Below are 25,029 nucleotides of genomic sequence, written 5' to 3' on the forward strand. Positions count from 1 at the left end.
AGATAGGTCGCCACAGGGGTCGGAGGCCCCCGTGGCACGTCGTCGCACCGGGTCTTCCCAGCCGACCACGGTCTCAACCGTCGATGTAGGGGCTCCACCTGATGGGGTGTGGCCGACTCCACTCCGGGGCGCACCCGCACCCGGGATCCCCGCCCGTGGTCTGATCGCCGGGTGTCCCGCGCCGCCGATGACGACGAGCAGCGGTCACCCCGCCCGGGACCGCTGGTCGCCGTCCTGGCGCTCGGGACGACGTCGCTGTCGCTCATGCAGAGCCTCGTCGTCCCGCTGCTGCCGACGATCGGTGCGCAGCTCGGCGTCTCGGCGAACGCCGCCGGCTGGGTGCTGACCGCCAACCTGCTGGCCGCCGCCGTCGCCACGCCCGTGCTGGGCCGCCTCGGTGACACCTGTGGCGAGCGGCCGGTGGCGCTCGGCGTCCTCGTCGCCATGTCGGCCGGGACGCTGCTCGCCCTGGTCACCTCCTCGCTGCCGCTGCTGCTGGTGGCGCGGGTCCTGCAGGGCGCCTCCTACGGCCTGTTCCCCCTGGCGATCAGCGTGCTCCGCCGCGAGCTGCCCGCCGGGCGGCTGGACGTGGCGATGTCCGTGGTCAGCAGCACGCTCGCGGTGGGCGGCGTGGTGGGCCTGGTCGCCGCCGGGCTGCTCACCCGGGACGGTGCCGACTACCACCGCCCCTTCTGGATCGGGCTGGTCGTCTGCCTCGTCACGCTGGTGCTGACGGCGGTGGTCCTCCCCCGCCGGCAGGCCACCGGGTCAGGCCGGGTCGACTGGGCCGGCGCCGCCGTGCTCGCCGTTGGCCTGGTGCTCCTGCTGCTGCCGGTCTCGCAGGGCAACGCCTGGGGCTGGACGTCGCCGGGGACGCTGGGCTGCCTGGTCGGAGCGGCGCTCGTGCTGCCCGGCTGGGTGCTGCTGCAGCGGCGGCGGGCCGAGCCGCTGGTCCGCCCCCGGCTGCTGGCCGACCCGCGGATCGTCGTCCCGAACGTGGCCGGGCTGCTGACCGGGATCGGGCTGTTCGCCTCCTTCCTCGTCGTCCTGCAGTACGTGCAGACGCCGCCGGGAGCCGCCGGGTACGGCTTCGGTGCCTCGGTGCTGGAGGCCGCGGTGGTCTACCTGTTGCCGGGCGGGGTGGCCGGGGTCCTGCTCGCGCCGGTGGCCGGGCGGGTGGTGGCCCGGCTCGGCGCGCTGACCACGCTGCGCGCCGGCGCGGTGTGCGGGCTGGCCGGCTTCGGCCTGTTCGCGGTGCTGCGCGACACCCCGGCGCAGGTGATCGCCGCCGGGCTGCTCACCCAGATCTGGGTGACGGTGGCCTACGCGGCGCTGCCCGCGCTGGTGGTCGCCGCCGTGCGCCCCGAGGAGACCGGGGTGGCCAACGCGGTGAACTCCATCGCCCGGTCGGTCGGCCAGGCGGTGGGCAGCACGGTGACCGTCGCCGTCCTCGCCGCCGGGACGGGGGCGACCGGCTTCCCCTCGGCGGGCTCGTTCACCGCGGTCGCATTGGTCGGGGCGGGCAGCGCGGCCGCCGTCGCGGCCGTCACGCTGGCCGGGCGGGGCCGGCGCAGCTCGGCGGTGGAGGGCGGGACGGCCCCGGTCGCCGACGCCCGCTGAGGTCACGGACCGGTCGCGACACACCGGCGCGGGGCATGGACCACGATCATCCGGGGAACTCCGTACCGGATCGCTCCACATCCCACCGGAGGACTGACGATGGCCCGCTCCACCGGCCCGCGCGGCAGCGAAACCGCGGCCAAGGACACCCGGTTCGCCGGCAACAGCGCCGGAGATCCAGCGCCTGACGATCCCAAGGTCAACGACACCCGGCTCGACAGCGCCCCCCAGGGCACGGACAAGAAGCCGACGGTCGGCGGCACCCTGAAGCGAACGCTCACGGAGTTCAGCGAGGACAACCTCACCGACTGGGCGGCCGCGCTCACCTACTACGGCACCCTGGCGCTGTTCCCGGCACTGATCGCCCTGGTGTCGATCGTCGGCCTGCTGACCAACCCCCAGCAGCTCACCGACGCCCTCACCGCCGTGGTGCCGGCCCAGGCCGCAGACACGCTGAACCCGGTGATCGAGCAGCTGGCCGGCAACACCGCGCCGGTGGGCATCGGGCTGGTTATCGGTCTGGCCGCCGCCATCTGGTCGGCCTCGGGTTACGTCGGGGCGTTCACCCGCGCGGCCAACGTGGTCTACGAGACCCCCGAGGGCCGCAAGGTCTGGAAGCTCAAGCCGCTGCAGCTGCTGGTCACCCTGATCGGCGTGCTGTTCGCCGCGCTGATCGTGGCCATGCTGGTGCTCAGCGGCGGCGTGGTCGACGCCGTCGCCGGGGCCATCGGTCTGCCCGACGCGGTGGTGACCGTGTGGAGCTATGCCAAGTGGCCGGTCGTCGTCGTGCTGGTGGCGCTGATGATCGCCGTCCTCTACTACTCGACGCCCAACGTGAAGCTGCGCGGCTTCCGTTTCACCAGCCCGGGCGCGGCCGTCGCGCTGTTGGTGTGGGCCGCCGCCTCGGCGCTGTTCGCCTTCTACGTGGCCAACTTCAGCAACTACAACGCCACCTACGGCGCCCTGGCCGGCGTGATCGTCTTCCTGGTCTGGTTCTGGATCACCAACCTCGCGCTGCTGTTCGGCATCGAGCTCGACGCCGAGATCGAGCGCACCAAGGAGCTGAAGGAGGGCGTGCCGCTGGCGGAGAAGGAGATCCAGCTGGACGCCCGCGCCGAGCCCAAGGACCGGCACACCCACTGAAGAAGGGCCCTCCTGCCCCCACCGCTCGTAAGAGGACCCCGCCCTCCTCACCGGAGAAGGACCCCGTCCTCCCCACCCCTCGCGAGCTCGGGGCGGTGCCCTGGACGGGTCCGCGGCGAGCCTCCGGGCGGGGCCGGCGGGACCCTGCAGGAGGGCCGTTCCAGCTCGTCACCGATGAGGGCCCCCTCCCGATCGGGAGGGGGCCCTCGTCTCGTCAGCTCAGCGGGACGTCGGCGGCCGGTCGCCGCGGCGGGCCGGCGGGGTCCGCTCGACCAGGCCGGCGAGCCCGGCCAGCCCCTGGCTGACCAGCCGGCCGACCGGGGCCAGCCTCGCGGGGGCGCGGCAGACGGCGGCGTCGACGACGTCGCGGCTGCGGTCGAGCACCGACAGCGGCAGCGCCGAGAGCGCGTTGCCCGGCGGACGCCGGGACACCGTCGGGTGCGGCCGCGTCGGCGAGATGCGGCGGACGACGTCCCAGCGGCGACCCAGCGCGCGCAGCTCGTGCGGGTCGAGCCGCTCCTGCAGGCGGGGGAAGAGCACGTCCTCCTCGTCGCGGACGTCCTCGTTCAGCACCTCCACGAGCCGGGACAGCCGCTGCGCGCGCCGCGGGTCGTCGTGCCCGAGCGTCTCCAGCTCGCTGACCAGCTCGTTGACCTCCTGGTGCTCCTTCTCGATGCGCAGGGTCAGCTCCTCACCGTCGGGCAGCACCCGGCGCATCACCGGCCAGAGCACGCTCTCCTCCGCGAAGGCGTGGCTGAAGACGAGCCGGTCGATGCGGGTGAGGACCTCCTCCTGGGCACGGCCGGTCGTGCCGCCCAGCTCGTGCAGGAGCCGATCCAGCTGGACGTGGTCACGGCGCTGGCGGACCAGGACGCTGCCCGGCCCCCCGAGCTCCTCGACCGACTGGTCGGCGATGGAACGGCTCACGACAGGTACCTCCTGGTGGTTCAACTGAGGTTGCTGTCGTGCCCGCCAGGCACGGTCGGCATGCGCCGGGCGACACACGGCCTCGGCCGGCGGCGACGGGCGTGCGCGACAGCGCCCCGCCCTCCGCAGCGGTCGGCGCCGGTGCAGCACGAACCCTGGGCCGGGTCCCGGGGAGTCCCGGGTGCGGAGCGGGTATGGGGCGCGTGGTCGGCGCCGGGCCCGGTCGAACCCACGGCTCCTCCGGCGCGCCCGGCCGGCGGACGGACCGTGCCGCCCGGCCACACCCCCCTGGAGGAGCCCCGTGCCCGACACCGCCGTCTTCGACGTCGACGGAACGCTCGTCGACACCAACTACCACCACGCGCTGGCCTGGGCCCGCGCCTTCCGCCGGTACGACGTCATCCGGCCGCTGTGGCGGATCCACCGCGCGATCGGCATGGGCGGGGACGTGCTGGTGGGCCACGTGGCCGGCCAGCAGGTCGAGGACGCGCACGGCGACGAGCTGCGCGCCGCCTGGGTCGAGGAGTTCGACCGGCTGCTCCCCGAGGTGCAGCCCTTCGAGGACGCCCGCGCCCTCCTGGAGGAGGTCAAGGCCCGCGGGTTCCGGGTGGTGCTGGCCAGCTCGGGCAAGAGCAAGCACGTCGAGGCGTTCCTCGACCTCATCGACGCGAAGTCGATCGCCGACGCGTGGACGACGTCCGACGACGCCGAGCACAGCAAGCCCGAGCCCGACCTCGTCCGCGTCGCCCTCCAGCAGGTGGACGGCGCGTCCGGTGTCATGGTCGGCGACTCGACCTGGGACTGCATCGCGGCGGGGAAGCTCGACGTCCCCACGATCGCCGTCCGGACCGGTGGCTTCTCCGTCGAGGAGCTGACCGAGGCCGGCGCCACGCGCGTCGTCGAGTCGCTGCGGGAGCTGCGGCAGGGCCTCGACGACACGCTCCTCGCCCGGCCCGACCGCACGGCCGCCTGAGCGTTGCCGGGGGCAAAACCCGGTCGTGGTCCATCTTGTTGTTTACATGAGAAACGCGGTGGGGACTCGTCGGAGGTCACCCGAACGCGGATGAGGAAGGTCCTGATCGATGACCCAGTCGACGAGCACCACCGGCACCAGCACCAGCAGCTCGACCGCCCTCAGCCAGGCCTCCCCCTCGGCGTTGCAGACCAGCCAGGGCAACACGACCATCGCCGACGGCGTCGTCCAGAAGATCGCCGGGCTCGCCGCCCGCGAGGTCTCCGGCGTGCACGCCCTGGGCGGCGGTGCGGCGCGTGCCTTCGGCGCCCTGCGCGAGCGGATCCCGGGCGCCACGCAGACCGCCGGTCAGGGCGTGGCGGTGGAGGTCGGCGAGAGGCAGGCCGCCGTCGACCTGGACGTCGTCACCGAGTACGGCGCGCCGATCGCCGAGATCGCCCGCTCCGTGCGGCGCAACGTGATCAACGCGGTCGAGGGCATGACCGGGCTGCAGGTCACCGAGGTGAACATCGCCGTCAACGACATCCACCTGCCGACCGACGACGAGGGTCCGCAGGAGCCTGTGCGGGTCCAGTGACGTCCGGCGCCGGCTTCGCACCCACCACGGACGCGGACGCCATCGCCGCCGCAGTGCTCACCGCGCCGGCGGTGGCCGCTCTGCACGCCGGGGGTCTGCGCCCGGTGGTCACGCTGCTGCCCGGCCGCCGGGTCGACGGCGTGCAGGTGAGCGACGAGCGGGTGACCGTCAGCGTCGTCGTCGCCCAGGGCGTCCCGATCCCGGCGCTGACCGACCAGGTCAGGACGCGGGTGGCCCCGCTGGCCGGCGGCCGCCCCGTCGACGTGCACGTCGCCGACCTGCAGCTGGCCGCCGAGGAGCTGCCGGCCCTGCCGCCGGGCCCGTCGGCCTGACCCACCCCGGAGGAGCCCGCGCCATGCCGTCGCCCCTGTCACCTGACGAGCGGCGCCGGCGGCGCGCGGCCCTCCGCCGGTACCACCCCGACCTCGGCGGCGACGCCGAGGCGTTCCTGCGCACGCTGCGGGCCTGGGACTCCCGGTCGCCGGCCGGGACCCCCGGCCCGGCCGGCTCCGAGGTCCGCTTCGTGCGCCGTCCCCGCGGCGTGCGCCGGCTGCTCGCCTGGTGGCGGAGGAGCCGGTCGCGCCGCTCCCCCGCTCACCGCCGAGTCGTGTGAGCCCGCTCCCTCTCCCTGGAGGTTCGCCATGCCCCCCACCGTGGTGGGTCTGTTCACCGGTCTCCTGCTCGGCCTCGCGTGGGTGGTCGGCGGGTTCGACGCCTTCGTCGGCACGGCCGTCCTCGGCGTGGTCGGCTTCCTCATCGGCAAGGTCGTCTCCGGCCAGCTCGACCTGACGCCCTACCTGGGCGGCCGGGGGCAGGGCCGGTGACGGCGCTGGCCGCCGACGCCGGTACCACCGGCAGCGCACCCGAGACCCGGGCGCCGGAGGACCGCGGCACCCTGTCCATCGCCGACCGCGTGGTCGAGCGGGTGGCCGGCTACGCCGCCACCCAGGTCGACGGCGCCGCCGCCGCACCGCGCCGGCTGCTCGGCATCTCCGTCGGCGAGTCCCGCCCGGACGCCGAGGCCGCCGTCCGCGCCACCGTCGACGGCTCGGTCGCCACCGTGGAGGCGACCATCGCGGTCAGCTGGCCGCAGTCGGTCCGCACGGTGACCGACCGGCTGCGCGCCCACGTCCGCGAGGACGTGCGCCGGGTGACCGGCGTCGAGGTCGCGCACGTCGACGTCGACGTCGTCGACTTCGCGACCGCCACCACGCCCGTCCGGCGCGTGCAGTGAGGGGAGGACGGCGATGACCGTGGTGAACCGGGTCCTGGCCACGCTCCTGGCCCTGGCCCTCCTGCTCGGCGGCCTGCTGGCGGTCGTGGAGGTCGTCCTGGCCGCGCTCGGACGGCCGCCCTGGCTGGTGCCGCACCCCGACTGGACGTCCTGGCTGACCGACCAGGACCTCGGCTCGACCATCGTGCGGGCGGCCTTGATCGGCGCCGTGGTCCTCGGCCTCGTGCTGCTGGTCCTGACGCTGCGCCGCGGACGTCCCGGGGCGCTGCCGCTGCCCGCGCGGGTCGAGTCGGTGCGGACGACGGCGTCCCGGCGGGGCATCGAGCGCACGCTGCGCGCCGCCGCGACCCGGCCGGACGGCGTCCGCGACGCGCAGGTGCGGGCCCGCCGCCGCACCGTGCGGGTGCGGGCGGCGACCGCGCTCCGCGACCCCGGGGACCTGCAGTCGCGGGTGACCGAGGCGGTCTCCCAGCGCCTGGAGGAGCTCGGCCTCTCGGGCACGCTGCGCCCTCGCGTCACCGTCTCGAAGGGAGCCGGACGATGAGCCGCCGCGTCGACACCGCGAACCGCACCGTGCTGACGCTGCTCGGCCTGCTGCTGCTCGGTGGTGGTGGCGTCGGGCTGGCCGCGGGCTTCGGCGCGTTCGGCGACCCGCCACCGGTGCTGCCCGTGTCGGCCCGCCGCTTCGAGGACGACCAGCCGTGGTTCTGGTGGGCCGTTGCCGGCGCCGGTCTGCTGATCGCCCTGCTGGCGCTGCGCTGGCTGCTCGCCCAGCTGCACACCGACCGCCTGAGCCGGCTGGACCTGACCCGCGACGACCGCGAGGGGCGCACCGTCGTGCACGCCGGCGCCCTCACCGACGCCGTCGAGGAGGAGGCGCGGGCGCTGCGTGGCGTGGTGAGCGCCTCCGCCCGGCTGGTCGAGGACCGCGCGCGGAAGCTCACCGTCGCCGTCGAGCTGGCCGACTACGCCGACGTCGCCGAGGTCCGCCGGGTGCTGGAGGACCGGGTGGTCGCCCACGCCCGCCAGGCGATCGACGACCCCGACCTGCCGGTGGACGTCGAGCTGCGGCCCGGACGGCGCTCGGCCAGCCGCGGCCTGCACTGAGCGAGGAGCGTCCATCCCGTGGACCACACCGCTGACCCGCTCGATCGCCCCGGAGGACCCGTGCCCCCCAGCGCCGCGCCGCCCGGTAGGAGCGGGACCGGCCCTCGCCCGGGACGGGCGGCACGGCGCACGGGGTCGTCGGCGCGGTGGACGCCTCCGCCGCCGCCTTCCTCAACTCCGCCGGGGTGGCGCTGCTGGTCCGCGAGACCGACGCGCACCGCCGCGCCGGCGGGCGTCCGGAGCTGCGCAACCCGTCACGGACGGTCCTCCAGGTGCTGCGGTTGACCGGGATGGCCCACCTGTTCGACGTCGTGACGCACTGATCCCCCGGCAGCTCAGGTGGTGAAACCGGGACGCCGCGACTCCCGGAGCACCCGCTGCAGGCGCTCGAGCAGGTTCTCCAGCGACTCCTCGAACTCCGCGGTCGACTCGTCCTCGGACAGCAGCGGGGAGAACCGGCGCACGAGCGGGTACGCCGCCAGCGAGCGGTCCTCGACGTGCGGCGTCGCCTCCGGGTCGTCCAGCGGGCTGATCGGCACGCCGCGCTGGGAGACCTCGAGCAGCAGGTGGCCGAGCAGGAAGCTGGTGTAGGCCCGGTAGGCGGCGACCGCGGCCCCGTCGCTGAAACCGTGGGTGGTCAGCGCGTCGAGGAAGGACTCCAGCCAGCGCAGGCTGCGCAGCGGCGGTCGCACCCACGGCGCGGCCGGCGGCCGCGTGGCGATGAGCGGGAAGACGGCCGGGTGGGCGATGGCGATCCGCCGGACCCCGTGTGCGAGCCGCTGCAGGTAGTCCTGCCAGCCGTGCTGGGGCGCCAGGTACACCTCCGGATCGCCGTAGAGCTCGTCGACGACCAGTTCGACGACGCCGTCGAGCAGGTCGTCGCGGCCGGTGACGTGCCGGTACAGCGCCATCCCCTCGACGCCCAGGTGGGCGCCCATCCGGCGCATCGTGAGCGCTTCGAGCCCGTGCTCGTCGATGAACTCGATGGCCGCCGCGAGCACCCGGCGCCGGTCGAGCGGGGTCCGGACGGGGCCGGGCGGATCCTCGCGCACCGCACGCGTGTAGGCGGCGCCGTCGTCGGGCACAGCGACAGGAGGACCGGCGTCGTCTGCCACGCTGCACGCCCCCTGCCGTCGTCCCGCTCCGCTCTGTTGTACGCCGACCGGGCCCGGACGCGGACCACCGGCTCCACGCCACGATCTCGACACGGCGTGTTTACGGCGTAAGCAGCGGGTACCAGGAACTCAGCGCCCGCACGACGGAGCGCCACGGAGCGAGCTGCGGACCGCAGCCCTCCCCACGACCCTCGACAGGAGGACCCATGATCAACGAGACGCAGATCCAGCAGGTCATCGGCACCACCGCGATCGACGCCGACGGCGACAAGATCGGCAAGGTCAGCGAGGTCTACCTCGACGACGAGACCGGCCGCCCCGAGTGGGCCACCGTGCACACCGGCCTGTTCGGCACCAAGGAGACCTTCGTGCCGCTCGCCCAGGCCGAGCTCTCCGGTGAGCAGCTCCGCTTCCCCTACGACAAGGCGAAGGTCAAGGACGCGCCGAAGGTCGACACCGACGGCCACCTGTCGCCGCAGGAGGAGCAGGAGCTCTACCGCTACTACGGCCTCGGCGGGGGCACCACCACCGAGACCACCTCGCAGACCACCACCGGGACGGCCGGGATGGCCGCCGGCACGGCCGGCACGGCGGGGATGGCCGCGGAGACGGCGGGCCGCACCGACCGTGACGGCGACGGGGTCTACGACGACGTCGCCGGGCGCACGGTGGGCCACGACACCTCCGGGCCGACCACCGACGAGGCGATGACCCGCTCGGAGGAGCGGCTGAACGTGGGCACCCGCTCGGAGGAGGTCGGCCGGGCCCGGCTGCGCAAGTACGTGGTCACCGAGAACGTGACCGAGACGGTGCCGGTCTCCCGCGAGGAGGTCCGGGTCGAGCGCGAGCCGATCACCGACGCCAACGTGGGCAACGCGATGGACGGGCCGGCGATCTCCGAGGAGGAGCACGAGGTCACCCTGCACGCCGAGCGTCCGGTGGTGGAGAAGGAGGCCGTGCCGGTCGAGCGGGTCCGCCTGGACAAGCAGACCGTCACCGACCAGGAGCGGGTGTCAGAGGACGTCCGCAAGGAGGAGATCGAGGTGGACGACGGGACCGGGGTCGCCGGGAACGCCCTCGACCGCGACAACGACGGCCGCATCGGCCGCTGACCGCAGCGGACCCCAGCAACACGCCACGAGGCCCCGTCGGCGCATCCGCGCCGACGGGGCCTCGTCGTGTGCCGGGCCGGTCAGCTGCCGGTCGGGGTGACGCCGAACATCAGGACCCGGCGCTCGATGTCGTAGTGCACTGTCCCGGTGTTGGTCAGCAGGTCCTGCAGGTTGTCCGCGTCGTCCGGGTCGAGGGTCAGGACCTCCTCCCACGCCCCCTGGTCCAGGACGAGCTGGAGCGTGTAGGTGCCCGGCTTCCCGGGCTCCCCGGCCACCCAGCTGAACTGGTAGTGGGTGAGCTGGCGGACCTTGACGCTGTTGTCGGTGACCGGCTGCGGTACCTCGGGCACGGCATCTCCCTCTGTCGGGGCCGCGCGGTGCTGCACGGCCGCTCGACCGCCCGTACCCGCTGCCGCGGTCGGCACCCCCTCGTTCCGGCGTGTCCCGCCCCGGGTGAGAGCGCCCTCATCGGTCTCTCACGACGTCGTCACCGGCCGGGCGCAGCGTGGTGCGGTGCCCACCCCGCTGCTGTCGTCCCCGGTCCCGGCGCTGCGGCACCACTGGCCGCCGTCCCTCCAGCTGCTGCTGGGCGAGGCGGCGGGCGACATCTGGGCGACGGTGCTCGACACGGCCGGCGGCCGGCTGCGCCGCCTGCGCGTCACCTCGACCACCCTGCAGCCCGACGGCGCGGCGGTGGTGCAGTACGCCGCCGAGGTCGGGTGGGCCGAGGGCCGCACCACCCGCGAGGTGCTGGCGGCCACCACCGGCGCGCGGATCCCGCCGGGCGCGGCCGTGCTGGAGGGCGAGGCCGACGGCGAGGTCGTCCGCGTCGGGCTGTGGCGCTGGCCGCTGGACCCGGCCCTCCCCGGCCTGGCGTGGGCGAGCTCCTCTGCCGGGGTGGCCGGGCGGCTGGCCGGGCTGGGCCTGCCGGGCGGACGGCCCCGGTTGCGGCTGCGCGCCTACCGGCCCGGTCGCCGCGCGGTGGTGGAGGTGACGACGACGGCCGGGCGGCTGTTCCTCAAGGTGGTCGCGCCACCGGCCGCGGGCCGGCTGGTCGAGCGGCACACCGCCCTGGCCGGCGCGGTCCCCGTGCCGGAGGTGCTCGCCGTGACCGACGACGGGGTGCTCGTCCTGCCGGCGCTGCCGGGCACGCCGATGCGCACGCTCCTGGCCGGGGACGGCGCGGGCCTGCCCGACCCCGCGCACCTCGACGCCCTCCTCGACGCGCTGCCCCCGGCGGTCGCCGACCTCCCACCGGTCCGGCGGGCACCCGGTGACGCGCTCGCACGCGTCGTTGGCCACGCCCCGCGGGCTCGCCGCCGCCGTCGGCCCGCTCCGCCCGCGGCTGGAGGCGCTCACCGCCGTCCTGGCCGGCGTCGACCCCGGAGAGCGCGAGCAGGTCCCCGTGCACGGCGACTTCTACGAGTCCCAGCTGCTGGTGGACGCCCGGCACGGTGGTCGGGCTGCTCGACGTCAACACCGCGGGCCGCGGCGCGCGGATCGACGACTGCGCGACGCTGCTGGCCCCACCTGGTGCTGCTCGAGCGCGTGCTGCCCCGTCCCGGCACCGTCGTCCGCTACCGGCGGGACGTCGAGGCCGCGCTGCTGCGCCGCTGGCCCGCCGGACAGCTGCGGCCGCGGGTCGCGGCGGTGCTGCTCGGCCTGGCCACCGGCCCCTTCCGCGTGCAGCAGGCCGGGTGGCCGTCGCGGACCGACGAACGGCTCGCCCTCGCCGAGGCGTGGGCCGCGTCAGAGCGCCCTCACCGCGGACTCCTGGAGTACTCACGCCCGGCGGACACCGTCGATGACGTCCGAGATACCGATCGAGAGGGAGCACCCGATGAGCAACCGCCCCGCCACCTGGAAGGTCGTCACCCTCGGCGCCGCGCTGGCCGGGCTCGGTGCCGCCGGCGCCGCCGTGGCCGACGACGAGCCGCGCGACCAGCAGCCGGACAGCGTCGTGGTCGACGCCGCCGCGGCGGACGCGACCGCCACCCCCGGCCACGGCAGGCGGCCCCCGGACGCGGTGTGCGTCCGGGGGCCGCCTGGTGCGCGGGCCGCCTCAGGCCGCGACCAGGCGGTAGCCCATCCCCCGCACCGTCTCGATCCGGTCGGCACCGAGCTTGCGGCGCAGGTAGCGGACGTAGACGTCGACGACGTTGGAGCCGGGGTCGAAGTCGTAGCCCCAGACGTGGCTGAGCAGCTGCTCGCGGGCCAGCACCTGACCGGGGTGGCGCAGGAAGGTCTCGGCCAGGGCGAACTCGCGAGCGGACAGGGCGACCGTGCGGCTGCCCGCCTGCGCGCGCCGGGTCCGCAGGTCCAGCGACAGGTCGCCGCAGGTGAGCACGGTGGTCTCGGTCTGCCGGCCGCCGGAGAGCCGCAACCGCACTCGGGCCAGCAGCTCCTCGAAGCGGAACGGCTTGGGCATGTAGTCGTCGGCTCCGCCCTCCAGCGCGGCCACCGTGTCCTGGACGCTGTCCCGTGCGGTGAGGATGACGACCGGGATGGTCACGCGGTCGGCCCGCAGCGCCCGCAGCACCTCGAAGCCGTCCATGCCGGGCAGGCCGATGTCGAGGATCATCAGGTCGAAGTCGCCGCTGGCCGCGGCGGCCCGGGCGGTGCGGCCGTCGGCGACGACGGCCGTGGCGAAGCCGTTGGCCCGCAGCCCCTTCTCCACGAAGGCGGCGATGCGGGCCTCGTCCTCGGCGATGAGCACGCGGCTCACGACGGACCTCCTCAGGTTCCGCTGGGCAGCCGGCCGGCTGCGGGGTCGAGTTCCGGGGTGGCGGCGTCGTCGTCCACCGTGGTGACGGCGTCGTCGACGACCAGCGGGGGCGCCAGGCGGGCGGGCAGGACCAGGCTGACCGTCGTCCCCCGTCCCGGCACGCTGTCGAGCACCGCGCGCCCACCGTGGGCGACGGCGATGGCCTGGACGACGGAGAGCCCGAGGCCGGCGCCGTCGGAGCGCCGGGCACCGGACGTGCCCCGGGCGAAGCGCTCGAAGACCCGCGCCTGCTCGGACTCGGGGACACCCGGTCCGGTGTCGGAGACCCAGAAGCGCAGCTCGCCACCGCTGAGCTGGCTGCCGAGGGAGATCCGGTCGCCGGGGACGGTGTAGCGGACGGCGTTGTCGGCGAGGGCGACCAGCGCCTGGGTGACCCGCTGGGTGTCCAGCTCCGCGTCCACGTCGGCGGCGGTCTCCAGCAGCCACTCCCGGTCGCCCAGCCGGCGGACCTTGTCGAACACCTCGGCGGTCAGCGCGGCGACGGCCACCGGCTGGGGGCGGACGAACTGCGGCTGCTCGGCGCGGGCCAGCAGCAGCAGGTCGGAGACGATCCGGTTCATCCGGTCCAGCTCGTCGTCGACCAGCGCCACCGTCTCCCGGACGTCGCCGGGATCGGTCGCGTCTACGACCTCCAGGTGGCCGCGGACGATGGTGATCGGCGTCCGCAGCTCGTGTCCGGCGTCGTCGAGGAAGCGACGCTGCGCGGCGGCGCCGGCCTCGAGCCGGTCGAGCATCTCGTTGACCGAGGCGGCGAGGTCGGTGAGCTCGTCGGCCGGGCGGCCGTCGAGCGGGATGCGCCGGGACAGGTCGGTCTCGGTGATGCTGTGGGCGGTGGCGGCCACGTCGCGGACCGGGCGCAGGATCCGGCCGGCCACCACCCAGGCGCCCACGGCCGCGAGCAGCACGGTGCCGGCGCCGACGGCGAGCATGAGCCGGGCGGCGTCGTCGGCGGCCCGGCGTTCCTGGTCGGCGAAGTAGGCGACGACGGCGACGCCGCGGGACGGGTCGCCGTCCAGGATCACCGGGACGGCGAGGTAGCGGACCTCCCCGGCGCCGCTGTCGTAGCGGCCCCACGTCGTTTCGGTGACCGCGCCGACCTGCCGGGTGAACTCCGCGTCCTGGCTGAGCAGCACCGGGGCCTCGATCCGGCTCTGGTAGCGGTAGTCGCCGTCGACGTAGCCGAGAAACTTCTCGTTCGGCCGGGCCAGGTTGTAGGTGATGAGGGTCTGCAGCACGTCCTCGACCGAGCCGAACTGCTCCCCGGTGCGGGGGTCGACGTCGCCCTCGAGGATCCGCCGGAACTCCTCGATCTCGGCCTCGAGGGTGATGTCGATCCGCTCGTCGGTGGCGGCGATGAGCAGCCGCCAGGTCACGAGGGTGACGACCCCCAGGGCCAGCAGGACCAGCAGCAGGACCCAACCGATGATCCGGGTGCGGGCGGCCCGGGGGACCCAGCTCCGGCGCCGCGCACCCGCGTCAGTCGTCGCCGCCATCGTCGTCGTCCCCACCGTCGTCGTCCTGGTCGTCCCCGTCGTCGTCCGCGTCATCGTCCGGCAAGGGCGGCGGCGGCACGACATCCGCGGGCCCGGGGGCGTCCGCGCTGGTCGGAGGCGCGGACGGTGCCGGGACGTCGCCGGCACCGGTCCCCGGCGCCGCGGGGTCGGGGACCGAGGGGAGCTGCGGGTCCGGCCCGGGGCCGGGCACGGCGCCCGGTGCCGAGCTAGTGCCGATCCGGATGGGCTCGGGCAGGGGCTCGCGCTCGCTCGCGGCCGGGCGCAGCGCCGTCCAGCCCGCCACGACCGCGGCCAGCAGGACCGCCGCCGCGACGATCACCACGAGGGCCGCGTGCCGGCGCAGTCGGGATCCCACAGCCGCACGCTCCCCGTCCGGCCGCAGCTCCCGGTGAGAGGTGCATGAGAGGCCTCTCATGCGCGGCTGTCCCTCCCGGAGGTGAGCGCGAGAACCCCCGGTCGCCGATGGACTGGATCCCGCCCCTCGGGTCGGGGCCTCGCTGCGTCTTCCGGATCCGCCTGCGACAGCCCTGCGACGGGGGACGCCCGGGATCAGTACGGGGGTGGTTCGGTGGCGGCGGTGAGGCCGGTGGGTGTGGTGACGGTGAGAGTGCCGTCGGGAGCCACCGCGTAGGTCCACCCCGGTGCCTGGTGTTTGCCGCGGTGGTCGGTCGTGCAGAAGCCGGCCAGGTTGGCCGCGGCGGTGGGCCCGTCGGGCCAGGGCTCGAGGTGGTCCAGTTCGCCGGCGGCGGGGATGCGGCGGCGGCAGCCGGGAAAGCGGCAGTGCCGATCACGAGCCCGGGTGAAGCGGTCCAGCGCCGCAGCCGGCCGGTAGCCCGCGCTGGCAGTGGGAGCGCCCAGCCCTGGGCGGCCGGTCAGGTCGTGGCCGCAGGCCTCGGGGGTGCGCCGGCATGCCGCAGCGCCGCAGCTGCCGATCCGGCGCAGCTCGGGCAGGTCGGTGAGCGCCAGCAGCGCGCCGCTGACCGCGTCGGTGAGCGCGATCCGCGGCCGGTCGGCCAGCCCACCCCCGCCCGTGGCCAGCAGCAGCGCGGCGAGCTCCTCGCGCTGGGCGTCGGCGGCGACGGCCAGCGCGGTGACCGCGTCCTCGGCGGCGGTCACCCGCCCGGCCGCGCCGGCCTGCCAGGCGGCCTCATCGGCGACGTCGGCGCGCTGCGCGGTGCGAACCATCCGCTCCGCGGCTCCCAGCGCGAGGCGCGCGGCGTGCACCGCATCGCCGGCCTGGTCCACCGCGCGGTCCGCGGCCGCCCACCAGCCCTCACCGGATGCGGCTGCCAGCGGCGAGGTCGGGCTCTGAGCCGCGGGGTCGCTCGGATCGTGCGCGCGGCCGCGGTCGTCCAGCCACTGGCAGGGGTCCTCCCAGGGGCCGGCGTCCCACTCACCCGGGTCCGGTGGCAGGCCAGGTGACCAGCCGGGCTCACCAGGAGCGGGATCGTCGCCGAACGCGTCGCGCACCAACTCGTCCAGCCACCGGTCGAAGTCAGCGGCGCTGAACTCCTGCACGGCCCGTTCGACCGGGTCACCCGCGAAGTCGACCGGCTCGAAGGCGCCCGCAGGATCGGCCGGCGCCATGACGGCCGGCCGGGCTGCGTCGTCGGCGGCAGGCGAACCATCGGCCGGCTCCCCCTGCGCGTCGGCCGCTACAACGTCGTCCTCGGGGCCGGCGGCATCGTCGGTGGCGACACCGTCACCGGGCGGAGTGGGGGGCAGACCGGCGAAGGCGCGGGCCAGCTGGCGGGCCATCTCCGCGGGCACCGGCTTGCCGTCGACCTCACCTGCGGCGTCCCCACCCAGCGCGGTGTGCACCGAGGCCACGATGGTCAGCAGCGCCTGCACCGGCGGCAACCCGGACTGCCCCGGGCGCAGCACCAGATCCAGCAGGCAGTCCACCAGCCGCTGCCCCCGGGTACGCCCGTCCCCTGGCTCGACGTCCAACGCGTCCGCACACGCCGACAGCGCCCGGTAGAACGCCTGCGCCTCCGGCGTGCTGCACACCAGCGTCACCACCGACATCCCCAGGGCGTGGTCCTCCCGCACCGAGATGCCGCGCCGCTGCAGCGCCCGCGCCAGGTCCCGGGCCGCGTCCCGCGCGTTGAGCCCGGTGACCACCCGGCGCACCCGATCGGCCAGCGCCGCCGGCGTGGTCACCCGGGTGCGCGCGGCCATCCACTCCAGCAGGTCCTGCTCCACCCTCGCCCGCAGCGCGTCATCGGCGATCGGCGCGACGTGTTCCAGCAGGCACCACAGGTGCCGCTCGTGCAGCACTCCGCCCTGCAGGGCGTCCAGCACCCGCGGCAGCCGGGTCACCATCGTCAGCGACCGCTCCAGCTCGGCCTCGGCGGCCTGCACGGTGACGTTCAGAGCGATCGACAGCTCGTGGGCGGCCCACTCACTGACCGGCCGCAGCACCTCCGCCCGCGCCGCCCACCGCTCCGCCGACATCGCGCCACGCTCACCCTGAGCCCGATCCGTGGTCGCCGGCCGGGTCGCAGCGAACGCAGCCACGGCACGAGCCCGCAACGCGGCCTGCCGGCTCATCTCCCGGGCTGCGGCCTGCACCGCACCCAGCGGCCCCACAGCCCAGCCCACCGAGGGCTCGGCCCATGCCGCGTTCCCGCACACCTGGAACGACGAACCCGCGGGCGCACCAGCACCCACGGTGCTGGCTCCCGCCTCGTCGCCCACAGTTCGATCATACGTTCGAATTTACGAGGCGCGCAAGGCGGAAGGAGCAGGTCAGGGCAACGAGGAGCTCAGCAGGCCGGGTTCAGGCACGTGCGGGCCGGGACCATGAGATGACGTGCGGACGCCGGCCCGGGAAGGCAGCCGCGGACGGCCCGGCAGGGGGCAGGCGCACGGAGAGCACCGCCACCGACAGTCGCACCGCAGCGGACCACTAGCGTCCACACCCGCGAACCCGACGAGCCCGGTGGTCCGGGGCCGGGGGTACCGGCCCGGACCACCGGGCTCGTGCGGGGTGCCGGGCGTCAGCGCGTGTTCGCCGCCAGGGAGGCCGACAGGGTGAGCCGGAGGGTCTCGGGGACCTCCTCCGCGGCACGCCGCGGGGTGGGCATGAGGTCGATGACCAGACGGGTCGGCGCGAAGGCCTCCGCGTAGCCGATCCGGGCCTGGGCGCCCCAGTGCCGGGCCGAGGCCACGACCGCGTCGGGCTCCACCATCGCCGACATCTCCACCTGCGAGGCGTGTGCGCCCAGAGCGGCGAGCTTGCCGGAGAGGTAGGCGGTCACGTCGACGAACGTCGTCGGGGAGAACGTCAGCGTGGACGGGCTCTGGTAGTGCATCACCCGGGAGAGCCGGCGGGCCGCCGACAGCGTGGCGGCGGCGACGGCGCGGTGGTCCTGGTGGCTGTCGTCGGGTGCGTGCACGTACACGATGTCGGCGTCGGTCTCCTCGATCGCCCGCTCGACGACCGCCACGGTGGCGGCGTCGGGCGTCACCGTGCAGTCGACCTGGCCGCCCCACAGGAGCCGGGCGCCCAGGGTGCGCGCGGCCTGCTCCTGCTCGAGACGCCGGCCGGTGATCGTCGCGTCGTCCCCGGGGCCGTTCTCGCCCCCGGTCATGACGAGCATGGTGACGGCGTCGCCGGCCGCCGAGTGGGCCAGCAGGGTGGCGCCGCAGCCGAGCTCGATGTCGTCGGGGTGCGCCCCGACCGCGAGGACCCTACGCATCGTCCCGACCCCCGGCCGTGCCGCGAGCCCGGATCCGCAGGACGCAGACGGCGCCGACCACGCCGGCAGCCGCCAGCCCGATGGCGGGGCCGGAACCGTTCCCCTGCGCCGGCAGCTCCGTCGACGACGGGCAGACCTGCGAGGAGGAGGCGGCGGCGCGGTAGTCGAGCGTGTAGCCGTCGAGCACCCAGCGCGCACCGGCGTACAGGTCGGCGAGGCCCACCACCGCGGTGAACGCGCCGTTGACCGTGCCGGGTCTGAACGAGGTCGGCGGCAGCGACGCGAACGTCGACGTGAAGGCCTGGTTGCGGGGACCGCGCGGGATGTCGACGGTCGTGCGCGAGCTGTTGACGTAGCCGACGACGACCGTCCAGCTGCCGTCCGGGTTCTCCCTGTAGCAGTTCAGCACCGGCTCGACCGTGTGGGTGCCGGTCGCCGAGGCCGTGCCCGGCAGCGCGACGAGCCCGACGAGGCCGATGACCGCGACCAGGGCGGCGTGGCCGGCACGCGCGCGCAGGCGGCGTGCCGTCGAAGACCTCGGGAGGCCGTCCATGACGTCAGTCCTCGTGTCCGGGGCGGCCGACCCGCCCGACGTCCTTCCATCGGCAGGTCGCGGCCGTCTCCTGAGCCCCGGCGACCCACGACCTCACCCCTGGGGGTGGGAAGACGCCTGCGTCGCGCCGCCTCGCCTCCGCGCCCGCTGCACGGCGACCGTCCCGACCAGGCCGGCCGCCACCAGAGCGATCGCCGCCCCCGTGCCGTTGCCCTCGGCGGGCATCTGGGTGGACGACGGACAGGCCTTGGCCGTCCCCAGGCGCGCGGCCAGGTTGGTGCCGTCCAGGTGCCACATCGGCCCGGCCCCACGGGGAACGGTGACCGTGAAGGCGCCACGGTGGGTCCCCGGCTGGAAGGTGGTCGGCTGCGGGCTGCCGACGGTGGCCGGGGTGACCTTGTTCCGCGGGCCCCTCGGGATGCGCACCGGGGAGCTCGCCGTGTTCTGGTACCCGAACACGGCGGTCCAGGAGCCGTCGTCGTCGGCCACGACGCAGTCCAGCAGCGGGACCACCGTGCCCCTGGCCGAGGCCGCGCCGGGTACGGCGACCAGGGCCACGACGGCGACGACCACCAGGGCGGCACGCGGGAGGAGACGGCGGGGGTGCCGCGACGGTGGCCTGCTGTCCATGACCGGGTCCTCGTGTCCGGGGCGGTGGGTCCGCCCGTCGTCCGACGCATCGACACCCCGACGGCGGTACTGGAGGGTCCCCGGTCAGGACCACCCGGTCGTGTGACGTCAGCCCCGCGCCAGGGCCCCCACCAGGTCGAGCGCCAGCTCGGCGGCCGCCGGGAAGGTGTCGACGACGGCCCAGGCGCGCGGCTCGTCCGGCGCGGCGGCGTACTCGCCCTGGCGGACCCGGATCGCCCGCGCACCCACCGCCGCCGCGACGGCGACGTCCTTGCCGGGCCGGTCGCCGATCACCAGCAGCCGTTCCGGCGGCAGGCCGAGCCGGGTGGAGACGGCGAGCAGGCCGGCCGGGTGCGGCTTGCGGACGACGCGGCCGCCGAGGGTGTCGGTGACGACGACGACCGGCAGCAGCGGGCCGAGCCCGGTCGCGGCCACCTTCGCCGCCTGGATGGCCGGGTTGCCGTCGGTCAGGCAGGCGAGCGGCGCGGCCGCGGCCAGCGCGCGCAGCGCCTCCTCGGCCCCCGGGTAGGGCGTCAGCCGGGGCGGGGTGTGCCGCGTGAACGCCGCCACGAGCGGTGGCACGAGGCCGGCCAGCGCCGACGCCGGGACGCCGACGGCGAGCAGCGCCCGGTCGATCGTCCCGCCGGTGTCGGAGCCGGCGGCCAGCTCGGACCGGAGCGCGGCGTGCACCGCGGCGCCGTCCAGCCCCGCGTGCCCGGCTGCCACCCCGACCGCCGCCGCGGCGGAGGCGAGGTAGTCGGCCTGCGGGTAGAGCGTGTCGTCGAGGTCGACCACCACGCCCAGCGGCACGGGCCCGCTCACCACGGCAGCCGGCCGCCGGTGAAGTCGGGCTCGTCGAGGGCCAGCAGGGCGTCGGTGCGCTCGTCGGCGAGGACGGCGGCCACCTGCGGCCCCGTCGTCCCGTCGCCGTACGGGCACGGCACCGTCGCGGCCCGCTCCTGCCCCTCGGGGCTGGTGTGCCGGGCGGCGGCGGACAGCACGGCAGCGGCTGCGCGGTCGTCGGCCAGGCCGGCGAGCGTGGTCGTCCCGGCCTCCACGCCCTCCCAGCGCGGCGTCGAGCCGCGGAGCACGACCACCGGCACACCCAGGTACGCGGCCTCCTCCTGGATGCCTCCGGAGTCGGTGACCGCCAGCCGCGCCGAGGCCAGCGCCGCGAGGAGCACGTCGTACTCGACGGGACCGGTGAGCGTGACGCCCGGGTGCTCCAGCCGCGCCCCCAGCCCGGTCTCCGAGAGGCGCGCGGCGGTGCGGGGGTGCACCGGGAAGGTGACCGGCCCGACCTGCTCGGCCAGCGCCCGCACCGCGCCGACCAGGCGGGCGAGGCGGACCGGGTCGTCGACGTTGGTCGGCCGGTGCGCGGTGACCAGCACACCGGAGCGCTCCCCGACCGGCACCCGCCGCACGCCGCGGGCGACAAGGGTGTCGATGACGGGGTTGCCGACGACGAACACCCGCTCGGCGGCGACGCACTCGTCGGCCAGGAAGGCCGCGGCCCGCTTGGTCGGGGCGAAGTGCAGCTGGGCGACCGCCGCGGCGACCCGCCGGTTGACCTCCTCGACGCTGCGCGGGTTGAGGCTGCGCAGGCCGGCCTCGAGGTGCGCGAACGGCACCCCCGCGGCACGGGCGGCCAGCGCATAGGCCGGCACGGTGTTGGTGTCCCCGAGCGCGAGCACCAGGTCCGGCGCCACGAGGCGCAGCGCCCGGAACGCGTCGGCGTGCAGCGCGCCGGTCCGCTCGGCGGGGTCGGTCGGCAGCGCGAAACGGTGCCCCGGGGTCAGCCCGAGCGCCGCCTGCAGTTGCGGACCCATCCGCGGGTCGGTGTGCTGGCCGGTGTCGACCACGCTGACCCGGTGCCCGGAGTCGGTCAGCGCGCGGACGACCGGCGCCAGCTTGACCACCTCGGGACGGGTGCCGAACGGCACCAGCACGTGCCGGGTGCGTCTCACGCCGTCACCATCACGGGCGCGCAGGGGTCGACGACGGGGCTGCCGTCCTCGCTGCTGTACGTCTCGGCGAAGTAGCGGCTCATCGCGACTCCCGGCCGGGACGAGAGCTCCGGCAGCGGCTTCCCGCGGACGCCGGCCAGGTACGCACTGACGACGTCCGCCCCGGCGGCCAGGGTCAGCGGCAGGCCGCCCGAGAACCGCGGGTTGATCTCCACGACGGTCGCGGTGCCGTCGTCGGCGACGAAGCCCTGCACGTTGGCCGGCCCGGTCAGCTCGACCGCGGCCAGCGCGGCGGTGACGACCCGGGTGACCGCGTCGGAGGCGAAGGTGCGGCCCTTCACCGAGATGCCCGCCTTGGTCTCCTCGCGCCAGCGCGGCACGACCACGCGCACGGCGCCGTCCCGGTCGACCAGGGCGTCCGCGGTGAACTCGCGGCCGGCCAGCCGGGTCTGGGCGATCAGGCCGTCGCCCGCGCGGAGCGCCGCGACCACGTCGTCCCGCTCGTCGAGCAGCCGCACGCCGCGGCTGCCGCGGCCGGCCAGCGGCTTGACCACCCACGGGCCGGGGACGCCGGCGACCTCGCCGGGGGACGCCGCGGTCGCCGGGTGCGGCACGCCCGCGGCGGCCATGGCCCGGGCGAAGGCGGCCTTGTCGCAGCACACGTCGACGGCAGCGGCGTCCGGCAGCCAGGTGGCGACGCCGGCGGCCGCCAGCCGACCGGCACCGGCGGCCAGGTGCGGCAGCTCCTCGGCGACCGTGCTGACCAGCGCGTCCACCCCGAAGGTGCTGCAGACGCCGACCACGGCCTCGACGAAGCGGGGGTGGTCGCCGCGCGGCAGGGTGACCGCCACGTCGGCCAGCGCGCCGCCGGCAGCGGCGCTGTCCGCGTCGCCGGCGACGACCCGGTGGCCCAGGGCGACCAGCCGGCGGACGACGGCCACGCCGGCGGGGCCACCGGAACCGGTGACGAGCACGGCGGCGTCGCCGGGGAGCGGGACGGCGGCGGGCGGGCGGGGCTGGGGCAGTGGGGGGGTCATCGGTCGTCCTGGGTCGTCGGGGTGGGGATCGGGCGGCGCGGACGCGGCGCCGGCACGGGAGGGCGCAGGTCGGTGCGGACGGGCAGGAGCGGCAGCCGTTCGGTCGGCGGCTCGTCGTCGCCCGGACCGACCCCGGACCGGGGGGCGGGGACCCGCACGGTCGCCGGCAGGGGCGGCACGGGCCCGGGCACCCGCACCATCGGCGGCAGGGGCGGCACGGGGCCGGGCACCCGCACCATGGACGGCAGGGGCGGCACGGGCTCGGGCACCCGCACCATGGACGGCAGGGGCGGCACGGGCTCGGGCACCCGCACCATCGGCGGCACGGGGGGCGAGGGCCGCCGCACCGGCACGGGCACGGGCACGGATCGGGGGGCCGGCGAGGGCAGGGACTCGGGGACCGGCGGGGGCTTCGCGGCGGATGCCGGAACGACGTCGCGCTCCGGGTGCTGGAGCAGCCAGCCGCGTGCCCACAGCCGCAGCGCGGCGACACGGTGGTCGGTCACCGGCTCCCACTGCCGCGCGGCGATCGAGGTGGCGAGCGCGTCGAGGACGGCCGGGTCGTCGTCGTAGGTCGCCACCGCGACCAGGGAGGCGGCGTGCGCCCCCAGCCCGTCGTCGGCCAGTGCGCGGACCCGGGCGGCCCGCTCCGCCGAGGGCAGGTGGCCGATCCGGTAGTCGATGCGCCCGGCCTCGCGGCGCGCGCCCATCCACCGGGCGACCCGCGTGGGCAGCACGAACCGGTACATGAGGCCGGTCAGGTTGACCCGCCGGGAGACGCGGCCCACCTCGTCGTCGGCGAGCCGGTAGCCCAGGCCGGGGCGCGCCCAGCTGTCGGGACGACGAGCGGTGTGCCGCCCCGCGGCGTCCTGCTCGGCTCGCTCGGCGGTCGGCAGCGTGATGCACACCATGAGCAGGAAGCCGCCGAGGGTGGCAGCGAGGTTCCACACGGTGCCGACCCAGTCGTGGAACAGCACCAGCGCCGGCGTCCCCCACACCAGGCCGGCGACGGTGGAGCCGACCAGCCGCAGGTGGTTGAGCGCCAGCAGCGCGGCGACGGCGACGACGAGCCCGGCGACGGCGTGCTGGCGCCGGCCGCGCAGGACGACGGCGGTCAGCGCGGTCAGACCGAGCACCGACAGGATCGAGGAGCAGGACTCGGTGACCTCGGCCAGGATGATCTCGCCGTCGGGGCGGAACACCAGGACGTGGCGTTCCAGGGACGACGAGACCGAGTCGACGCCGACCGCGTGTAGCACGGTCACGACCCAGCGGGCCTCGTGCACCTGCAGGAAGCCGGCGCCGTAGCGGAAGCCGACGGCGCAGATGACCACCGCCAGCAGCAGGTCGAGCAGCACGGGGACCAGCCGCCAGTCACTGCGCCGGGGACGTCGTCCCTGCCCGTACCGGCCCCGCTCGTCGACCTCCGCGGCCGCGGTCGCCATCACGAGGCCGCCCCGGCCGGGGCCACCACCGGCGGGTCCACCCGCACCGTCGACGTCGCACCCGACCGCGAGGTCTTCACCCAGGTGTAGGGGCGGCCCAGCATGCCGTCGACGTAGGCCCGCGTGGTGATCCAGATCGACAGCGCGAAGGCGGGCAGGAAGCCCAGCAGCCGCCACGCGGACCGCCGCTCCACCCGGCCGATCAGCAGGCCGACCGAGAGCTCGGCCAGGGGGCCGACGAACAGCAGCATCGACAGCGGCAGCAGCGCGACGAGCGGCAGGTCGCCGATGCCGAAGGCGCGGAGCACGGTCAGCAGCACGCCGATCCCGCTGAGCAGCGGCACGTGGTACACGAGCAGGAAGAGCGTCGTCTCGACCTTCTCGACGAGGCTCAGGTGCGGCGAGCGCATCAGCGGGCGCCAGTAGTCGCGGAAGCACTTCTGGTGGCCGCGGGCCCACCGGTACCGCTGCTTCCAGAACCGCTGCGCGCTGACCACCGCCTCCTCGAAGTCGACGGCGGACAGGTCGTAGCGCACCCGCTGGCCGGCCATCAGCACGCGCAGCGTGAGGTCGGTGTCCTCGGTCACGGTGTGCGGGTTCCAGCCGCCGAGGCCGCGCAGCGTGGACATGCGGACGGCGCAGTTCGCGCCCCCGTACGCGGGCAGCTCGAACAGCGCCTGCCGGCCGTACTCGTTGACGAGGTAACCGGAGAGGAAGTCGACGAAGACGGTCGAGGCCATCTGCGAGTCGCGGCCGTTGCGGATGACGCAGCGACCCATCACGGCGCCGACCACCGGGTCGCGGAAGTGCCGGACCAGCCGGCGCAGCGCCGTGGGGTCGGGCTCGTGGTCGGCGTCGAAGACGACGGCGATCTCGGCGTCCACCAGGTGCAGCGCGTCGTTGAGCGCGCCGGACTTGCCGCCGCCGGAGCCCGGCGGGCGGTGCAGCACGCGCAGCCGCGGCTCGCGGGCGGCCCAGGCGTCGAGCCGGGCGCCGGTGGTGTCGTCGGAGCCGTCGTCGACGACGACGAGGGTCAGCCGGTCGGCCGGGTAGTCCAGCGCCAGCAGCGCGGTGACCATCCCGTCGACGACGAGCTCCTCGTTCTTGCAGCCGACGAAGACGGCGACCGAGGGCGTGTAGCTGTGCAGCCCGACGTCGGCGGCCAGCATGTCGTTCTCGGCCCAGCGTGCGGCGGCGACGGCGAAGCCGAGGTGCCGGCAGAAGTAGACGCCGAAGACGATGTTGAGCACGCCGGCGACCACGCCGAGGGTCTCGTCGAGGCCGTGGAGGAGCGCCACCATCGTGAAGCCGCAGACGTAGGCCAGCAGCACCAGTGGCCGGCCCTCGGGCCCGCTGTCGTGGGGATCCGCGGCGGGGGCGACGGTGGGCGCGCGGACGTCGGTGGGGCGCGGTGGCCCGGCGCCGGGCGTGGTCGTCCCGCTGGCCACCACCCCACCTCCCACCGTCCGCGACCTGCGGCGGAGCGCGGACTCCACCGTTCTGGTGCATCGGCAGCGGGGTGGCGGGGATTGAGCCGAAGCGCGTCCCGCCCCGACGCCGCCCCCCGGCGCGGTTCCTGCCCCTGC

29 protein-coding genes are annotated in these 25,029 nt (G+C 75.7%); 12 read left to right on the plus strand and 17 right to left on the minus strand.

What is annotated here, in order from left to right:
- Positions 1–171: 171 nt before the first annotated feature.
- Both GOBS_RS22905 and GOBS_RS22910 read left to right on the plus strand, forming a co-directional pair.
- The gene (locus GOBS_RS22905; RefSeq protein ID WP_012950649.1) at positions 172–1,620 is read left to right on the plus strand and encodes an MFS transporter; all 1,449 of its coding nucleotides are present in this window, start codon (positions 172–174) and stop codon (positions 1,618–1,620) included.
- Between the two features lie 99 nt (positions 1,621–1,719).
- Positions 1,720–2,763, plus strand: a complete 1,044-nt coding sequence (locus GOBS_RS22910) for a YihY/virulence factor BrkB family protein (protein ID WP_012950650.1) — start codon at positions 1,720–1,722, stop codon at positions 2,761–2,763.
- Between the two features lie 219 nt (positions 2,764–2,982).
- Here the strand turns inward: GOBS_RS22910 and GOBS_RS22915 are convergent, their stop codons facing one another.
- Positions 2,983–3,690 (minus strand): hemerythrin domain-containing protein, encoded by a 708-nt coding sequence (locus GOBS_RS22915; RefSeq protein WP_012950651.1) that lies wholly within the window; start codon positions 3,688–3,690, stop codon positions 2,983–2,985.
- Positions 3,691–3,991: 301 nt separating this feature from the next.
- Between GOBS_RS22915 and GOBS_RS22920 the strand changes: the two genes are divergently transcribed.
- The 9 genes from GOBS_RS22920 (at position 3,992) to GOBS_RS27815 (ending at position 7,904) form a co-directional block, all read left to right on the plus strand.
- Entirely contained in the window at positions 3,992–4,663 is a 672-nt protein-coding gene (locus GOBS_RS22920) for an HAD family hydrolase (RefSeq protein WP_012950652.1), read from the plus strand.
- A 109-nt stretch (positions 4,664–4,772) separates the two neighbouring features.
- Complete coding sequence (locus GOBS_RS22925) at positions 4,773–5,240, plus strand: Asp23/Gls24 family envelope stress response protein (protein ID WP_012950653.1); 468 nt, start codon at positions 4,773–4,775, stop codon at positions 5,238–5,240.
- Positions 5,237–5,572: an Asp23/Gls24 family envelope stress response protein gene (locus tag GOBS_RS22930; RefSeq protein ID WP_012950654.1), complete on the plus strand. Its 336-nt coding sequence runs from the start codon at positions 5,237–5,239 to the stop codon at positions 5,570–5,572. Before GOBS_RS22925 ends, GOBS_RS22930 begins: the two co-directional genes overlap by 4 nt.
- Before the next feature lie 23 nt (positions 5,573–5,595).
- Positions 5,596–5,853, plus strand: coding sequence for a hypothetical protein (locus GOBS_RS22935; protein ID WP_012950655.1), 258 nt, complete (start codon positions 5,596–5,598; stop codon positions 5,851–5,853).
- A gap of 28 nt (positions 5,854–5,881) precedes the next feature.
- Complete coding sequence (locus GOBS_RS29060) at positions 5,882–6,064, plus strand: hypothetical protein (protein WP_012950656.1); 183 nt, start codon at positions 5,882–5,884, stop codon at positions 6,062–6,064.
- Positions 6,061–6,474 carry an Asp23/Gls24 family envelope stress response protein gene (locus tag GOBS_RS22945; RefSeq protein WP_012950657.1) on the plus strand — a complete coding sequence of 138 codons (414 nt, stop codon included), beginning with the start codon at positions 6,061–6,063 and terminating at the stop codon, positions 6,472–6,474. The genes GOBS_RS29060 and GOBS_RS22945 overlap by 4 nt, the downstream gene beginning before the upstream one ends.
- Before the next feature lie 13 nt (positions 6,475–6,487).
- Positions 6,488–7,018 (plus strand): DUF6286 domain-containing protein, encoded by a 531-nt coding sequence (locus tag GOBS_RS22950; RefSeq protein ID WP_012950658.1) that lies wholly within the window; start codon positions 6,488–6,490, stop codon positions 7,016–7,018.
- Positions 7,015–7,581, plus strand: coding sequence for an alkaline shock response membrane anchor protein AmaP (amaP, locus tag GOBS_RS22955; protein ID WP_012950659.1), 567 nt, complete (start codon positions 7,015–7,017; stop codon positions 7,579–7,581). The genes GOBS_RS22950 and amaP overlap by 4 nt, the downstream gene beginning before the upstream one ends.
- Before the next feature lie 146 nt (positions 7,582–7,727).
- Positions 7,728–7,904: an STAS domain-containing protein gene (locus tag GOBS_RS27815; protein WP_166487492.1), complete on the plus strand. Its 177-nt coding sequence runs from the start codon at positions 7,728–7,730 to the stop codon at positions 7,902–7,904.
- A gap of 12 nt (positions 7,905–7,916) precedes the next feature.
- On the opposite strand, the gene GOBS_RS22960 is transcribed toward GOBS_RS27815, so the two are convergent.
- Complete coding sequence (locus tag GOBS_RS22960) at positions 7,917–8,666, minus strand: TetR/AcrR family transcriptional regulator C-terminal domain-containing protein (RefSeq protein ID WP_041241638.1); 750 nt, start codon at positions 8,664–8,666, stop codon at positions 7,917–7,919.
- Between the two features lie 236 nt (positions 8,667–8,902).
- Between GOBS_RS22960 and GOBS_RS22965 the strand changes: the two genes are divergently transcribed.
- The gene (locus GOBS_RS22965; RefSeq protein ID WP_012950661.1) at positions 8,903–9,808 is read left to right on the plus strand and encodes a DUF2382 domain-containing protein; all 906 of its coding nucleotides are present in this window, start codon (positions 8,903–8,905) and stop codon (positions 9,806–9,808) included.
- An 80-nt stretch (positions 9,809–9,888) separates the two neighbouring features.
- On the opposite strand, the gene GOBS_RS22970 is transcribed toward GOBS_RS22965, so the two are convergent.
- The 15 genes from GOBS_RS22970 to GOBS_RS23045 form a co-directional block, all read right to left on the minus strand.
- Positions 9,889–10,158, minus strand: coding sequence for a hypothetical protein (locus tag GOBS_RS22970; RefSeq protein ID WP_012950662.1), 270 nt, complete (start codon positions 10,156–10,158; stop codon positions 9,889–9,891).
- Between the two features lie 115 nt (positions 10,159–10,273).
- On the minus strand, positions 10,274–11,167 hold the full coding sequence (locus GOBS_RS25830; protein ID WP_012950663.1) for a hypothetical protein: 894 nt from the start codon (positions 11,165–11,167) through the stop codon (positions 10,274–10,276).
- A 423-nt stretch (positions 11,168–11,590) separates the two neighbouring features.
- Positions 11,591–11,803, minus strand: a complete 213-nt coding sequence (locus tag GOBS_RS22985) for a hypothetical protein (protein ID WP_041241641.1) — start codon at positions 11,801–11,803, stop codon at positions 11,591–11,593.
- Positions 11,804–11,870: 67 nt separating this feature from the next.
- Positions 11,871–12,533: a response regulator transcription factor gene (locus GOBS_RS22990; RefSeq protein WP_012950664.1), complete on the minus strand. Its 663-nt coding sequence runs from the start codon at positions 12,531–12,533 to the stop codon at positions 11,871–11,873.
- A gap of 11 nt (positions 12,534–12,544) precedes the next feature.
- Positions 12,545–14,086 carry a sensor histidine kinase gene (locus GOBS_RS22995; protein WP_012950665.1) on the minus strand — a complete coding sequence of 514 codons (1,542 nt, stop codon included), beginning with the start codon at positions 14,084–14,086 and terminating at the stop codon, positions 12,545–12,547.
- Positions 14,070–14,462, minus strand: coding sequence for a hypothetical protein (locus GOBS_RS23000; RefSeq protein ID WP_012950666.1), 393 nt, complete (start codon positions 14,460–14,462; stop codon positions 14,070–14,072). The genes GOBS_RS22995 and GOBS_RS23000 overlap by 17 nt, the downstream gene beginning before the upstream one ends.
- A 194-nt stretch (positions 14,463–14,656) precedes the next feature.
- A complete protein-coding gene (locus GOBS_RS25835; protein ID WP_341776591.1) occupies positions 14,657–16,744 on the minus strand; it encodes an HNH endonuclease signature motif containing protein in 2,088 nt (695 codons plus the stop codon).
- 365 nt (positions 16,745–17,109) lie between these two features.
- Positions 17,110–17,811, minus strand: coding sequence for a PIG-L deacetylase family protein (locus tag GOBS_RS23010; protein ID WP_012950668.1), 702 nt, complete (start codon positions 17,809–17,811; stop codon positions 17,110–17,112).
- Complete coding sequence (locus tag GOBS_RS23015; RefSeq protein ID WP_012950669.1) at positions 17,804–18,364, minus strand: hypothetical protein; 561 nt, start codon at positions 18,362–18,364, stop codon at positions 17,804–17,806. The genes GOBS_RS23010 and GOBS_RS23015 overlap by 8 nt, the downstream gene beginning before the upstream one ends.
- Positions 18,365–18,457: 93 nt before the next feature.
- A complete protein-coding gene (locus GOBS_RS23020; RefSeq protein WP_012950670.1) occupies positions 18,458–18,994 on the minus strand; it encodes a hypothetical protein in 537 nt (178 codons plus the stop codon).
- A gap of 108 nt (positions 18,995–19,102) precedes the next feature.
- The gene (locus GOBS_RS23025; RefSeq protein WP_208104341.1) at positions 19,103–19,816 is read right to left on the minus strand and encodes an HAD family hydrolase; all 714 of its coding nucleotides are present in this window, start codon (positions 19,814–19,816) and stop codon (positions 19,103–19,105) included.
- On the minus strand, positions 19,813–20,961 hold the full coding sequence (wecB, locus tag GOBS_RS23030; RefSeq protein ID WP_012950672.1) for a non-hydrolyzing UDP-N-acetylglucosamine 2-epimerase: 1,149 nt from the start codon (positions 20,959–20,961) through the stop codon (positions 19,813–19,815). The genes GOBS_RS23025 and wecB overlap by 4 nt, the downstream gene beginning before the upstream one ends.
- Positions 20,958–21,998, minus strand: coding sequence for an ATP-grasp domain-containing protein (locus tag GOBS_RS23035; RefSeq protein WP_012950673.1), 1,041 nt, complete (start codon positions 21,996–21,998; stop codon positions 20,958–20,960). Before GOBS_RS23035 ends, wecB begins: the two co-directional genes overlap by 4 nt.
- Positions 21,995–23,443 carry an exosortase/archaeosortase family protein gene (locus tag GOBS_RS23040; protein WP_012950674.1) on the minus strand — a complete coding sequence of 483 codons (1,449 nt, stop codon included), beginning with the start codon at positions 23,441–23,443 and terminating at the stop codon, positions 21,995–21,997. The genes GOBS_RS23035 and GOBS_RS23040 overlap by 4 nt, the downstream gene beginning before the upstream one ends.
- A complete protein-coding gene (locus GOBS_RS23045; RefSeq protein WP_208104342.1) occupies positions 23,443–24,891 on the minus strand; it encodes a glycosyltransferase family 2 protein in 1,449 nt (482 codons plus the stop codon). Before GOBS_RS23045 ends, GOBS_RS23040 begins: the two co-directional genes overlap by 1 nt.
- Between the last annotated feature and the right edge of the window lie 138 nt (positions 24,892–25,029).

The sequence above is a fragment of the Geodermatophilus obscurus DSM 43160 genome (assembly GCF_000025345.1).
Taxonomy (GTDB): Bacteria; Actinomycetota; Actinomycetes; order Mycobacteriales; family Geodermatophilaceae; genus Geodermatophilus; species Geodermatophilus obscurus.